Here is a 13,025-nt window from a genome sequence, read left to right on the forward strand (position 1 = left end):
GAGCACGCCAGCGGAGCCTGACCCATGATCACCCGGCGCGACGCCCTCACCTTCACCGGCTTCGCCATCGGCGCCGCCGTCCTCCTGCCGCGCTTGTCCCTGGAGGCCCTGGCGCAGGAATCCCCTGCGGCCAACCTTTCGACGCTGATGGAGCCAGGCCCGCTGGGCGACGTCTGGCTCGGTTCCAAGGACGCCAAGGTCACGATCATCGAGTACGCCTCGATGACTTGCTCGCATTGCGCGGCCTTCCACCGCCAGACCTGGCCGACCCTGAAGGAACGCTACATCGACACCGGCAAGGTCCGCTTCACCCTGCGTGAGTTCCCCCTGGATCCGCTGGCCACCGCCGCCTTCATGCTGGCGCGCTGCGAGGGCGACGCGAAATACTACCCGATCACCGACCTCCTATTCGACCAGCAGGCGAACTGGGCCTACGTCCAGAAGCCGCAATCGCCGGTGGATGCCATGGAGCAGATGCTGCGTCAGGCCGGCTACTCGAAGGAGAAGTTCGAGGCCTGCCTCAAGGACCAGAAGGTCTACAGCGCGGTGAACGCGGTCAAGCAGCGGGGAATGGACGTCTACAAAGTCGATTCGACGCCGACGTTCTTCATCAACGGCGAGCGCTACAAGGGCGAGATGTCGATCGAGGGAATGGAGAAGGTGATCAAGCCGATTCTCGGCGCCTGAGGTTCGTCATCGGCCGTCGTGGCTCCGGTCCGTCGGGATCGGAGCGTTCGTCGGCCGGTTTCGACATACGGGTCTCGGTGGCTCCCTGCGCCCGGCGCATGGCCTTGCCGGCGACCTCGACCGATCTTCCGAAAACCTCGGAAAAACAGCGAATTCACAATCTGGGTCAACAACTTAGATCAACCGTGCGGCGCCTTGACACCCAAGATAGGCGAAACTATGGTGCGCCGCGCTTCAGGGGGCCGTCAGGTCGGTTCCCCTCGCTCTCGCCAATGTGAGTTTACGCCGTGAGCGGCAACGAACCTAGCGACGGGCGTAGGGCATCGCCGGATGAGGCACGGGACGGCGACCTCGCTGCGAGGCTCCGGCGGCTCGAAACGCGGATCGAGCGGACGCAGCGCGATGCTGGTTCCTCTCCATCGCAGCGTTCCGGTTCTTCCACCGGGCCTTCTCCCCTCGGTCAGGCGATGCGGCTCTCGACCGAGTTCATGGCCGGTGTCCTGGCAGGAGGCATCCTGGGCTGGATGGCCGATCATTTCCTGGGGACGAAACCCTGGGGGCTGATCGTCCTGTTGATGCTGGGCTTCGCAACCGGCGTCTACAACGTCATGCGTGCGTCGGGATCGCTCTCGAAGCCGCCGAGCTGAAGGCCGGGCTTCCCGAGGGGAGCCGGGCGGACCACCGCCGCCCGCGATGGCGGCACATGAGAATGGCTAAGGCGCGCGTCGCGCCGGGTTTCAGAAGGACGGGAGCGGCAATGGCCGTAAAGATGGATCCGATCCACCAGTTCGAACTGAAGCCATTGGTTTCCTTCGGCCATATCGGGAACCAGGAGATCGCGTTCACGCAATCGTCCCTCTACATGTTCGCCGCCGTCGGCATCATCGCGTTGCTCACGATCGTCGCGACAGCGCAGCGGTCGGTGGTCCCGGGGCGGATGCAGTCGGTCGCCGAGATCTTCTACGACTTCATCGGCTCGACCTTGCGCCAGTCGGCCGGCCACGGCAGCGAGCGGTTCATGCCGCTGATCTTCTCGCTGTTCATGTTCGTCCTCGTCCTGAACATGCTCGGCATGATCCCCTACGCCTTCGCGGTGACGAGCCACATCATCGTCACCTTCGCTCTGGCCCTGCTGGTGATCGGCACCGTCATCGTCTACGGGTTCATGGCGCATGGCACCGGCTTCCTGAAGGTGTTCGTGCCGTCGGGCGTGCCCGGCTGGCTGATGCCGATGATCGTCGCCATCGAGATCGTGTCGTTCATCTCGCGGCCGATCAGCCTCGCCGTCCGTCTGTTCGCCAACGTGCTCGCCGGGCACATCGCGCTCAAGATCTTCGCGGGCTTCGTGCCGGCGCTGCTGGCGGCTGGCGCCTGGGGCATCATTTCGCCCCTGCCGCTCGCTTTGAGCATCGCGGTCACCGCCCTTGAGTTCCTCGTCGCCGGTCTGCAGGCCTACGTCTTCGCGACGCTGGCCTCGATCTACCTGAGCGACGCCCTGCATCCCGGCCACTGAGGCGCGGCCCGGATATCCCTTTCGTCCCCGGCCCGCGGTCGCAGGCCGGATTTCTCTCCACGCAACGCACGCAAGCGACCCTTAGGAGCACTTTGATGGATCCCTTAGCCGCCAAGTACATCGGCGCCGGCCTGGCCTGTCTCGGCATGGCGGGTGCCGCCATCGGCCTCGGCAATCTCTTCGGCCAGTTCTACGCCGGCGCCCTGCGCAACCCCTCGGCCGCCGACGGCCAGCGCGGCAACCTGCTCCTCGGGTTCGCCCTGACGGAAGCGCTCGGCATCTTCTCGCTGCTCGTGGCGCTGCTGCTGCTGTTCGCGGTCTGATCCAGGCCAGCGACCCTCTCACGGCCGGGTGGAGCGACCTTCGGGTCACCTTCCCCGGCCGTCTCCACGCATTTCTCGACAGACGACACGTCTCCCGACAGACGACACCTCGCGCTCGCGACGTTTAAGCGAAGGACGACATGGCTCAGCCGGCCCCCTCGACCGACACCCACCAGGCCACCGTCGTGGTGCCCGCGTCCGAGCATGGCGGCGGCTTTCCGCCGTTCGAGAGCCATACCTTCCTCTCGCAGCTCATCTGGCTCGCCCTCGCCTTCGGGCTTCTCTACTACCTGATGGACAAGGTCGCGCTGCCCCGGATCCAGGGCATCCTGCACGACCGCGCCACCCGTCTTTCCAAGGATCTCGACGAGGCCCACCGCATGAAGACGGAGGCCGAGGCCGCCGGAGCGGCCTACGAGAAATCCCTGCAGGATGCGCAGGCCAAGGCCCGCGCCATCGCCCAGGAGACCCGCACCGCCCTCGCCCAGGAGACCGATGCCAAGCGCAAGGCCCTCGAAGGCGAGTTGAATGAGCGGCTGGCGGCCTCCGAAGCCACCATCAAGGCCCGCACCACCGAGGCCATGGGCAGCGTGCGTGGCATTGCCAGCGAGACCGCTGCAGCCATCGTCGAGCGCCTGACCGGTCAGACGCCCGACCAGGCCGCCCTGGACCGCGCCCTTGACAGGGCCGCTGGCGCCCACTGACCCGAACGGGTCGGCCTTACAACGGACAATCGCGTCCGCGCCCGAGGCGCCGGATGCCGGGAAACTGGGACGACACGCATGTTGATGGAAGCGGAATTCTGGGTTGCGGCCGCCTTCGTGCTGTTCATGGTCGTGGTCTGGAAGGTCGGCGGCTTCGACCAGCTGACCAAGGGCCTCGACGGTCGCGCCAAGCGCGTCCGGGCCGAGCTCGACGAAGCCCGCCGCCTGCGTGAGGAGGCCGCCGGCGTGCTCGCCGACTACAAGCGCCGCCGCTCCGAGGCCGAGCGCGAGGCGGAGGCCATCGTTGCCGGCGCCAAGGCGGAAGCCGAGCGCATCGCTGCCGAGAGCCACGAGCGCCTGAACGATTTCATCGCCCGGCGCACCAAGTCCGCCGAATCCAAGATCGCCCAGGCCGAGGCTCAGGCCACCGCCCAGGTCCGTGCCGCGGCCGCCGATACGGCCGTGCGGGTCTCCGAGGTGATCCTCAAGGAGCGGATGCAGGGCGACGTCGCCCAGGATCTGGTGCGCCTCAGTCTCGGGGAGGTCCGCAACCGCCTTCGCGCCTGATCGGGCGACGGGTGATACGGTTTCTGCTTCAATGAAGCGTGAACCGTATCACCGAGCCCGCGCGGCGCCTGAGCGAAGCCCATTTCCGCATCACGACGTGATCAACCGGCGACTGTATTGTTGGTCAAGCCATGAGGTCGCTTTCGGCGAAGGTTTTGTCGTCCTTGACCAGGGCGTTGGCGAGGACGACGAGGCGTCGGCCGGTGGCGACGATGGCGACCTTGGCGGGGCCATGCCGGCCAGGCTGGCCGCCGCCTTGCGGTCGAGCCTGCCGAGTTCGGGCATGTCGGTGATCAGCACGGTGGCGATGCGCCGGCCGATGCCGGGGATCGAGGTGAGGATGGCGCGCTTGCGGGCGAGGACCGGATCGKCGCCGATGCGCTGATCGAGCTCCGCCTCGATGGCGGCGCAGGCGCCCTCCAGGGCCTCGATCACCGCCCGGTGRCTGTCGGCCACCAGAGGATCGAGGGCCTGGGCGAGACGCGTCTTCTCCATGGCGATCAGTTCGGTGATCTGGCGGCGGCGGGTCGAGAGCGCCTTGAGCCGGCGCGGCGTCCAGCCGGTCGGTCTTGGCGATCAGTCCTTCGGCCGTGCGGAACGCTCGGACCCGGCGCGGATCGACCAGGGCGACCGTGAAGCCGGCCTCCACCAGCGCCGTCACCAGGGGCTGGGCATAGGGACCGATCGCCTCCAGGGCGACGCGCAGCACGCCACGCTGGCGCAAGGCGTCGATCAGGCTTTCGATRCCGGCSGGGTGGAACCCGAGATCGAGGAAATGCTTGCCGACATCGACGCCGGCCACCGGTACGAGGCTGAGCATGGCGGATCCTGTCCTGTACGCGGGCACCCGCCGGAGCGGAGCCCACCCGACTGTTCGGAGTACGCACACAGGGCGTCCGGGATCGCGCCGATCGACGGTCGCGCCACGATGGCAAAGCACATCTCATCCCGACAGACCTGGAAACCGTCAGATCGCCGGACGCCCAAGCCGCATCAAACCACGGCCAGCCCTCAGGTACAGGAAATGATATGATCGATCGAAAGCCGCCTCCGGGCGGCTTTTTTCGTTCGGGGGGCGGATGGAGAAGAAAGACGATCACCCCGAGAAGGCGATGGCCCTGGCGAACGCCGCCCCGAAACCGGCCAACGGCACGGCGATCACGGTCGGCTCCTTGGCGTCCTGCTTCATCCCGCTGACGCTGAGCGTCTTGGCCGTCTTCATGGTGTCGGTGGCGAGCGTCGGCAGGCTGATCGGCACGAGGCAGCCGTCGAGCGTGCAGAGGGCGTAGGGGGCGCCCTTGCCGAGCACCGTTTCGTCGAGCTTGAAGCCGATGCCCGGCTCGATCGCATAGCCGAACGGCATCAGGATGGTGCCCTCGGCGCGGCCCTCCACCGGCGGCTTCAGTTCGATGACGAATTCGCGCTTGCCGGTGCGAGCGTTGCCCTGGGCCTGGGTCACGAGGCAGGTGGGCTTTCCCTCGGGACGGGCGCAGGTCATCGTCCAGTCGCCGTAGCTTTCGCTGATCGCGCTGGCCCCTTCCGGCCAGACGGATTTGACGGACGCGGGCTTTTCGGGCGCCGCAGCCTTCGGCGGGGGTTTGCGCGGCCGCGGCTTGGGGGCGGCCGCGGCAGGTGCCTCGGGCGCCTCCTGGATCTCCTGCGCGAGGGCGCCGGGTACCATCCAGACGGCAAGGATGACCGATACGAGGCCGTGGGCGAGGCAGCGAGACGACGTCATGGAATCCTTGATCCGAAGGCGGGACAAGGCGGCCATATCGATCGTCGGACCGGCCTTGCGAGCGAGGGCGGCGCCTGCGCCGGTCCCGGGTGGCGGCGTCGATCCGGTGCCGGCCGTACGACGAAAATCCTCGCCCGCTCTAGCCGGGCGACCCGGCCTTCGCAACACAGGCCCCACGGCGGTGGCCGCAAGCGCGACCAGGCTAGTGGACGGCGCAGCCCCTGGTCAGCGAGGAGGCCCACGCCACCCGCGCGGTGTAGAAGATCTGGCCACACTCGCTGATGATGTCGATGCTCCATCCGGCGGTGACGTCGCGACAGGCGTCCGAGCAACGCCGGCAGGCCAGGGCGAGGCGGTCCGCGATGGTCACGGCCACGGCGAGATCCGTCGTTTCGAGGGCGTTGCCGTCGCACCAGATGGTGGTGTCCGGCGAACGAATCCGCAGGTGGAAGACCGACACGCCGACGCCCCCGTCCGCCCGCGGCCGAGTACCGCGGTCGGTCGAATAAGCGCCCTTCGGCGGCGGATCGCAAGCCGGCAGCACGGCGGCCGGCTACGCAGGCGACGGTCGGGTTCCCGCAGGACGCATCCTTGTTGTCTTCGCGCAACAGTTTGAGCCGGAAGGCTCTACCGGGCGGGCGGTTCGATCGCCTGGAGTTCGTTGGCCGGCAGACCCGCCGCGGGCTGGGCGACGGCTGCGGGCCGTTCGCCGCGCGCGCGCGCCGACAGGGCGACGGTGAGTTTCTCGGCCGGTTCGGACTGCATCAGCGCCAGCACCTCGGCCATCTTGCGCGGGTTCATGGCGACGACGATCGGGACGAGGACGTCGAGGCCGAGCCGGTCGAACACCCGCGCCGCATCCTTGGGCTTCATGGTCTCGTACATCGTCACGATGTTCTTCAAGGCGGCGCGCTCGGCCTCGGCCCGCTGGGCCGGTCCGCCCTCCCCCGTCTCCTCGCCGCGTTGGAGCACGGGGACGCTGTCCTCGAGCTTCTTCTCGACGCCGCCGAGCATCTGCTCGCGCAGGTCGAGGGATTCGCTGCGCTGCTTGAGGGCGTCGCGGCGGGTCCCCAGACGCTCGAGGATGGCGCGCTCGCTCGCCGGGATCGCCTCGGGCGGCGGCGACGGGGGTGCCTTGCCCGGCGGCTCCTGCTTGACCTCGAGGATGGCGGGCGGCTCCTCCTTGGGCGTCACCGAACCGGTGGTGGTCGGGTCGATGGGTTCGTAGCCGGTGCGGGCCTTGGCGAGGACGCGGGCGAAATCCGGCAGCGGCGTCCCGGCCGGCGGCGGTCCCGGCGGGGGCGCATCCTCGACGGCGATGGCCGACAGCTTCAGGACGAGCAGCCCGGCGGCGGCGAGGGTCACCGCGTCGATGAGCCGGAGCCGGAAGGGGCGCGGCGGCTTGAGCGCCGACAGGCGGACCGGCGAGGTCATGCGGCGCGGCTGCGCAGGCGCCCGAGGGCACGCTCGGACATGGCCAGGGCCGCCGCCGCGGCGACGCCGATCCGCTCGCCGTTCGGGCTGGCGGGAGGGAGGGCCGGCGCGTCCACGACCGCGGGGACGGAGCGCGGGACGGCGCGGGGTGCGACCGCGATCTCCGGTTCCCGCGCGCGCGCGGGCACATCGACGGGGCGGCCCGGCTGCGCGTTGGAAACGATGGCCGCGATCCGCGCGATGACGCCGTGCCCCGCCTCCACATGCGCCGAGAGGTCGGCGGCGTAGCGTTCGGCGGTGCCGAGGCGCTCGGCCAGGGTGCGGTCGCATTCGTCGAGGGTGGCGCGCAGGCCGGCGATGGCGCGCTCGGCGGTGGCGCTCGCGGTCACGAGGTCGCCGATGGTCTGGCGCAGGGCGGCCTCGTCGCCCTTCAGCTTGGTGATGCGCCGGCTGAGCCGCATCGAGGAGACGATGGTCGCCACGAGGAGGATCGCCACGAGGATGTCGGCGGTGAGGGTGACGAGGAGGCTCATGGCGCAGGCTCACCCGTCGTTGCGGTTGTTCATGGAGGCCTCGAAGGCCTGGAGCGTGGTCCGCGAGCGCCGGAGGGGGCGCGTCAACTGGACCGCGATGTTGTCGTCGATCCGTCCGATCCGCCCCTGCGTCAGGGCCCAGTCGCCGCAGCGCACGGTGATGAGGTCGGAGGGCTTGGTATCGAACATGATGGTGTCGCCGACCTTGAGCGAGAGCACCTTCTTGAGGGGCAGCATCATCTCGTGCAGCACCGCGTCCATCTGGGCATCGGCCTGCCAGATCTCGGTGGCGAGGTGGCTTTCCCAGACGTGGTCGCGGCCGAGCTTCTCGCCCATGAAGCTCTGCATGAGCAGTTCACGGATCGGCTCGATGGTGGCGTAGGGAAACAGGATCTGGAGCTGTCCGCCGCGCCCGTCCATGTCGAGCTTGAGGCTGATCAGGATCGCGGCGTTGCCTGGCCGGGTGATGGTGGCGAAGCGCGGGTTGGTTTCGATCCGGTCGATGGCGAAGCGCACCGGCGAGAGCGGCTGGAACGAGAGTTCGAGGTCGGTGAGGATGATCTCCACGAGCCGACGGACGAGCTGCATCTCGATCGTCGTGAAGGGGCGCCCGTCGAGGCGGGTGGAGGTGCCGCCGCGCTTGCCGCCAAGGAGCAGGTCGAGGGTCGAATAGGCGAGGTTCGATTCCACCGTGACGAGGCCGGAGTTCTCCCAGGCGTCGGCCCGGAACACGCCGAGCAGGGTCGGCAGCGGGATCGCGTTGAGGTAGTCGCCGAACCGCACCGAGGTGATGTTGTCCAGCGTCACCTCGACGTTGTCCTGGAAGAAGTTGCGCAGGCTCGTCGACAACAACCGGATCATCCGGTCGAAGACGATTTCCAGCATCGGCAGGCGTTCGTACTGGACGACGCCCGAATCGACGATGGCACGCACGCCGCCGGCACCCGAGGCCGACAGCTCGCGCAGGGAGAAGCCGAGGACGCCGTCGATCTCGTCCTGGTTCAGGATGCGGTCGTTGCCGGCCAGCTCGGGGAGATTGTCGGTCTCCCCGTCCTCGATCATCGTCGCCCATTCGGCCGCGACGTCGCCCGAGGTGTTGGTGGTGCCCTGCTCGGCGAGAGCCGCACCCCATTCGTCGGCGAGGGAGTCGCCCCCGCCCTCGTTGTTCTGTTCGATCAAGGCAGCGGCCCAATCGTCCTCTTCGATCTCGTCTCCGGGTCCGGCCATGGCTGTCTCGACTGCGCTCCGACGGGCCTCAGGTCACGGGCTCGGACCGGATCGGTCCGAGGGGATGGAGATCGGCACGGGCCATGGCGAGGGTCGTCACTGGACCACCACTTCCTTGAACAGAACGGCCTCTGCGCGGGCCGGATGGATCGCGACGTTGACCCGGCGCAGCAGCTCCTCGCGCAGGCGATAGATGCCCGCCGACCCGGTGAGGTCGGTGGCGCGCAGTTCGCGCAGGTAGACCTGGAAGGTGTCCTCGATGCGCGGCATCAGGGGCTTTACCTCCCCCTCGACCTTCGCATCCTTCAGTTCGAGGGCGATCCTGAGCTTGGCGAAGCGGGCCTTGTCCTGGCCGGGCTCGCTGCTGAGGTTCACCAGCATCTCGCGCACGTCGAGGAAGACGACCGGAACCTTGACGACCGCGGCCGGGTCGGGATGCGCCTCGGCGGACTTCTTCTTCATGAGGAAGAAACCGCCGCCGCCGCCCGCAAGCAGCAGTACCGCAGCCGCGATGACGATGAGCTTCTTCTTCGACTTGACCGGGCCCTCGCCCTCACCGGCATCGCCCTCGGCGGGGGCCTTCTTCGGCTTCTTGGCCATCTGACGCGCCTCCGGACGAAACGAACGATGCCGACCGATTAAGGAGGCCGGCTTGTGCGAGGCACACCGCGCCCGCTCCGAGGCTCAAGATATCGATCGTGACGGTTAACGTGTCGTTAAGGCGGCAAAAGCTGCCGGGTCGGATCTGCCGTAGGCACCGGGGTGTCTACCCTCCGTTTCACCTCGGACGTCCATCAAACCATTCATAAAGCGAAGGAAATTGGATCGGCCGATCGTGGCACGGCCCATGCGCTGATGGTTGGTGCCGCTGCGGCTTGAGGCTTGGTCGACCGATGCAAAACGCCCTCTTCGTGGGAGTCTCGAGCCAGATGGCGCTCCAGCGCGAGCTGGAGGTAATCGCCAACAACATGGCCAACGTCTCCACCAACGGCTTCAAGTCGCGCAACAGCCGCTTCCAGGAGTACCTGATGCCGGTGGCGAGCGCGGATTCGTTCCAGCGGCCGGACCGGCGCCTCTCCTACGTCATCGACCAGGGCACCGCCCTCGACCTCGCCCAGGGGCCGATCGAGCAGACCGGCAACCCGCTCCACGTGGCGGTGCGCGGCGAGGCCTTCCTGGTGGTGCGGACCCCCGCCGGAGACCGCTTCACCCGCAACGGCGCCTTCGAGACCAACGCGCAGGGCACCCTCGTCACCAGCGACGGCTATCCGGTGCAGGGCGACGGCGGCCCGATCCAGATCGGTCCGCAGGAGACGGGAATCGCCATCGGCCCGGACGGGACGGTCTCGACCAACCTCGGCATCCGCGGCCGGGTGCGCCTCGTCACCTTCGCCAACCCGCAGGCACTGCGCAACGAGGGCACCAACCTCTATGCCGCCGACTCACCGCCCCGGCCGGCCGGCCTCGCGGGGCGCCTCGAGTCCGGGGCGCTCGAGCGCTCCAACGTCAAGGCGGTCATCGAGATGACCCGCCTCATGGATGTCAACCGCACCTACACGATGGTCTCGGGCATCGTGTCCCGCCTCGACGAGCTGCGCGGCACGGCGATCCGCCGCCTCGCCGACGTCGCTTAAAAGGAGCTTTGAGCGATGCGCGCCCTCTACGCCGCCGCCACCGGCATGGCGGCCCAGGAACTCAACGTCCAGGTCATCTCCAACAACATCGCCAACCTGCGCACCACCGGGTATAAGCGCCAGCAGCCGCATTTCCAGGATCTGCTCTATCAGAACCTGCGCCGGGCCGGCTCCTCGACCTCCGACCAGAACACCCAGCTTCCCGCCGGCCTCGCCATCGGCTCGGGCGTCAAGACGACCTCGACCGCCCGGGTGATGTCGCAGGGCACGCTGTCGAGCACCGAGAAGGACTACGACGTCGCCATCCGCGGCGAGGGCTACTTCCGCGTGACGATGCCGGACGGCCGCCTCGCCTACAGCCGCGACGGTTCGTTCGACCTCTCCGCGCAGGGGCAGCTCGTCACCCGCGACGGCTATCTGGTCGATCCCGGCATCCAGGTGCCCAACAACGCCACCAGCGTGACCATCAGCGCGCAGGGCGCGGTCCAGGCGACTGTGCCGGGCCAGACCGCGCCTCAGGCGCTCGGACAGTTCCAGCTCTCGCGCTTCGTCAACAAGGTCGGCCTCGAATCCATCGGCGACAACCTGTTCGTCGAGAGCGCGGCCTCGGGCCCCGCCATCACCGGCCTGCCCGGGGCGGAGGGCTTCGGCAACCTGCAGCAGAGCTACCTCGAAGAGGCCAACGTCAACGCGGTGACCGAGATCTCGTCGCTGATCGCGGCCCAGCGCGCCTACGAGATGAACTCCAAGGTCGTCACCGCCGCCGACCAGATGCTCTCCACCACCTCGCAGATGTTCCGTAGCTGATCGCTTTGTTGAGGGTTGCCGCCATGTACGTCCTAAAGCCCGTCCGGCAGGTCCGTCGTCCCCGCGTCATCCCCCTGGGGGCGGGCGTCGTGCTGCGCACCTTGCTGGCGCTGGCGATCCTCGGGTTCATCGCGCTGCCGGTCCTGGCCGAGCCGGCCCGGCTGCGGCTGCGCGGCGACGTCACCGCCAAGGGCGACGTGTTGATGCTCGGCGACCTCCTCGAGGGGGCGGGTGCCGAGGCGGCGCGCCACCCCCTGTTCCGGGCACCGGCGCTCGGCGCATTCGGCACCATCCAGGCCCGGCGCATCGCCGAGGCCGTGGCCCGGCTCGGGCTCGGCGAGATCGAGACCGGCGGCCGCGTCCAGGTGGCGGTCCAGAGGGCCGCCCGCCGCGTCGGCGCCACCGAGATCGAGGCCGCGATCAAGCGCGCCCTCGAATCCGGCTACGGCCTGGAGAGCCGCAGCCTGGCCCTGCGCCTCGACGGGGAATCGCCGGTCCTGCTCGCGCCGCTCGACCTCGACGGGCAGGCGACCGCCATGGACCTCACCTACGACCCACGCCTGAAGCGGGTGGCGGCGCTGATCACGCTCGGCGACCGCCAGGCCTCGTTGCGGGTGTCCGGGCAGATCGTGGAGATCCGCGAGGTCGTGGTGCTCGGCCGCGCGCTCAACCGGGGCGAAGCCGTGACCGCGGCCGACGTCGCCATCGAGCGGCGTCCGCGCGAGGCGACGCCCGCCGACGCCCAGGCTGGAACGGCGAACCTCTTCGGGCAAGTGGCGCTACGGACCCTCAGCGCCGGTGCCGTTCTGCGCTCGGGCGACGTGGCCCCGCCCGATCTCGTCACCCGCGGCGAGGCGGTGACCCTGGTCTTCGACAGCCCGGGCCTCAACCTGTCCCTGCGCGGCCTCGCCAACGAGAGCGGCAAGCTCGGCGGCATGGTCGGCGTCACCAACCCGATCTCGAAGAAGGTGGTGACGGGCACCGTGATCGGTCCCGGCCGTGTCTCCGTGGGGTCGGCCGCCCCCGTGCGCCAGGCCAGTGCCGCCCTCGATCCGGCGCGCTGACGGTCCCGATGCCCTTCGCTGTCCTCCCATCCGGTAGTCCGATGACCGCATCCCGTTCGATCCGCGCCGCCGCGATCCTCGTCGCCTGCGCCGCCCTCGGTGCCTGCAACACCGTCGACCGCCTGTCGCAGATCGGGGCGACGCCGCCGCTCTCCGCCATCGAGGACCCCACCGCCCAGGCCGGCTACAAGCCGGTGCGGCTGCCGATGCCGGACGTGCAGCCGGTGTCCTATGCGCCGAACTCGTTGTGGCGCACCGGCTCGAGGGCGTTCTTCAAGGACCAGCGTGCGGCGCGGATCGGCGACCTCGTGACCGTCAAGGTCAACGTCACCGACAGGGCCAACCTCAACAACGAGACCAAGCGGTCGCGCACCAACTCCGAGAACGTCGGACTTCCCAACGCCTTCGGCCTGGAGAGCAACAAGGCCGTCCTCGCTGCCGGCATCGACCCGTCGTCGCTCGTGAGAGGCACCTCCGACACGACGAGCGAAGGCGCCGGATCGGTCCAGCGCAACGAGACCGTCACCACCAGTATCGCGGCGATCGTCACGCAGATCCTCCCCAACGGCAATCTCGTGGTGGAGGGCAAGCAGGAGATCCGGATCAACTTCGAGGTCCGCGAGCTCGTGGTGGCCGGCGTCGTCCGACCCGAGGACATCGAGTCGGACAACACGGTCGAATCGACCAAGATCGCCCAGGCACGCATCGCCTACGGCGGCCGCGGCCAGATCACCGACGTGCAGCAGCCGCGCTACGGTCAGCAGCTCGTGGACGTGCTGCTGCCGTTCTGATCG

Annotated in this window: 16 protein-coding genes and 1 pseudogene; 10 read left to right on the plus strand and 7 right to left on the minus strand. The window is 68.7% G+C overall.

All coding sequences use genetic code 11. The annotated features are described in order from the left end of the window. The first annotated feature begins 24 nt into the window (after positions 1-24). From ASG59_RS12430 to ASG59_RS12455, 6 genes are all read left to right on the plus strand, one after another. A complete protein-coding gene (locus ASG59_RS12430) occupies positions 25-687 on the plus strand; it encodes a DsbA family protein (RefSeq protein ID WP_056409155.1) in 663 nt (220 codons plus the stop codon). Positions 688-974: 287 nt separating this feature from the next. After that, on the plus strand, positions 975-1,334 hold the full coding sequence (locus ASG59_RS12435; protein ID WP_055883091.1) for an AtpZ/AtpI family protein: 360 nt from the start codon (positions 975-977) through the stop codon (positions 1,332-1,334). A 110-nt stretch (positions 1,335-1,444) separates the two neighbouring features. Further along, on the plus strand, positions 1,445-2,200 hold the full coding sequence (locus ASG59_RS12440) for a F0F1 ATP synthase subunit A (RefSeq protein WP_055883089.1): 756 nt from the start codon (positions 1,445-1,447) through the stop codon (positions 2,198-2,200). 95 nt (positions 2,201-2,295) lie between these two features. Further along, complete coding sequence (locus ASG59_RS12445) at positions 2,296-2,523, plus strand: F0F1 ATP synthase subunit C (RefSeq protein ID WP_018044493.1); 228 nt, start codon at positions 2,296-2,298, stop codon at positions 2,521-2,523. Between the two features lie 140 nt (positions 2,524-2,663). After that, positions 2,664-3,227 carry an ATP synthase subunit B gene (locus ASG59_RS12450; protein ID WP_055883087.1) on the plus strand — a complete coding sequence of 188 codons (564 nt, stop codon included), beginning with the start codon at positions 2,664-2,666 and terminating at the stop codon, positions 3,225-3,227. Positions 3,228-3,308: 81 nt separating this feature from the next. Beyond that, complete coding sequence (locus ASG59_RS12455; RefSeq protein WP_200945960.1) at positions 3,309-3,794, plus strand: ATP F0F1 synthase subunit B; 486 nt, start codon at positions 3,309-3,311, stop codon at positions 3,792-3,794. Between the two features lie 130 nt (positions 3,795-3,924). Here the strand turns inward: ASG59_RS12455 and ASG59_RS19990 are convergent. The 7 genes and pseudogenes from ASG59_RS19990 to fliL form a co-directional block, all read right to left on the minus strand. Continuing rightward, a pseudogene (locus ASG59_RS19990) lies at positions 3,925-4,614 on the minus strand (transposase); the annotation flags it as partial. 276 nt (positions 4,615-4,890) lie between these two features. Next, positions 4,891-5,475 carry an invasion associated locus B family protein gene (locus ASG59_RS12470; RefSeq protein WP_244475711.1) on the minus strand — a complete coding sequence of 195 codons (585 nt, stop codon included), beginning with the start codon at positions 5,473-5,475 and terminating at the stop codon, positions 4,891-4,893. A gap of 259 nt (positions 5,476-5,734) precedes the next feature. After that, the gene (locus ASG59_RS12475) at positions 5,735-5,992 is read right to left on the minus strand and encodes a hypothetical protein (protein WP_156399229.1); all 258 of its coding nucleotides are present in this window, start codon (positions 5,990-5,992) and stop codon (positions 5,735-5,737) included. 167 nt (positions 5,993-6,159) lie between these two features. Continuing rightward, positions 6,160-6,966: a hypothetical protein gene (locus tag ASG59_RS12480; protein WP_056409167.1), complete on the minus strand. Its 807-nt coding sequence runs from the start codon at positions 6,964-6,966 to the stop codon at positions 6,160-6,162. Next, a complete protein-coding gene (locus ASG59_RS12485; protein ID WP_056409169.1) occupies positions 6,963-7,499 on the minus strand; it encodes a DUF6468 domain-containing protein in 537 nt (178 codons plus the stop codon). The genes ASG59_RS12480 and ASG59_RS12485 overlap by 4 nt, the downstream gene beginning before the upstream one ends. Positions 7,500-7,508: 9 nt before the next feature. Further along, entirely contained in the window at positions 7,509-8,726 is a 1,218-nt protein-coding gene (gene fliM, locus ASG59_RS12490; RefSeq protein ID WP_055883078.1) for a flagellar motor switch protein FliM, read from the minus strand. Positions 8,727-8,822: 96 nt separating this feature from the next. Then, the gene (fliL, locus tag ASG59_RS12495; protein ID WP_056409171.1) at positions 8,823-9,326 is read right to left on the minus strand and encodes a flagellar basal body-associated protein FliL; all 504 of its coding nucleotides are present in this window, start codon (positions 9,324-9,326) and stop codon (positions 8,823-8,825) included. Between the two features lie 293 nt (positions 9,327-9,619). Here fliL and flgF point away from each other — a divergent pair, with 293 nt between their 5' ends. From flgF to flgH, 4 genes are read left to right on the plus strand one after another with little or no spacing between them, the layout of a single operon-like run. Then, entirely contained in the window at positions 9,620-10,360 is a 741-nt protein-coding gene (gene flgF, locus ASG59_RS12500; RefSeq protein WP_056409173.1) for a flagellar basal-body rod protein FlgF, read from the plus strand. A gap of 15 nt (positions 10,361-10,375) precedes the next feature. Continuing rightward, positions 10,376-11,167, plus strand: coding sequence for a flagellar basal-body rod protein FlgG (gene flgG, locus ASG59_RS12505; protein WP_055883072.1), 792 nt, complete (start codon positions 10,376-10,378; stop codon positions 11,165-11,167). A 23-nt stretch (positions 11,168-11,190) separates the two neighbouring features. Further along, positions 11,191-12,231 carry a flagellar basal body P-ring formation chaperone FlgA gene (flgA, locus tag ASG59_RS12510; protein ID WP_056409175.1) on the plus strand — a complete coding sequence of 347 codons (1,041 nt, stop codon included), beginning with the start codon at positions 11,191-11,193 and terminating at the stop codon, positions 12,229-12,231. Positions 12,232-12,272: 41 nt separating this feature from the next. After that, the gene (gene flgH, locus ASG59_RS12515) at positions 12,273-13,022 is read left to right on the plus strand and encodes a flagellar basal body L-ring protein FlgH (RefSeq protein ID WP_055883067.1); all 750 of its coding nucleotides are present in this window, start codon (positions 12,273-12,275) and stop codon (positions 13,020-13,022) included. Positions 13,023-13,025: the final 3 nt, after the last annotated feature.

This window comes from Methylobacterium sp. Leaf466, from assembly GCF_001425565.1.
In the GTDB taxonomy this organism is placed as follows: Bacteria; Pseudomonadota; Alphaproteobacteria; order Rhizobiales; family Beijerinckiaceae; genus Methylobacterium.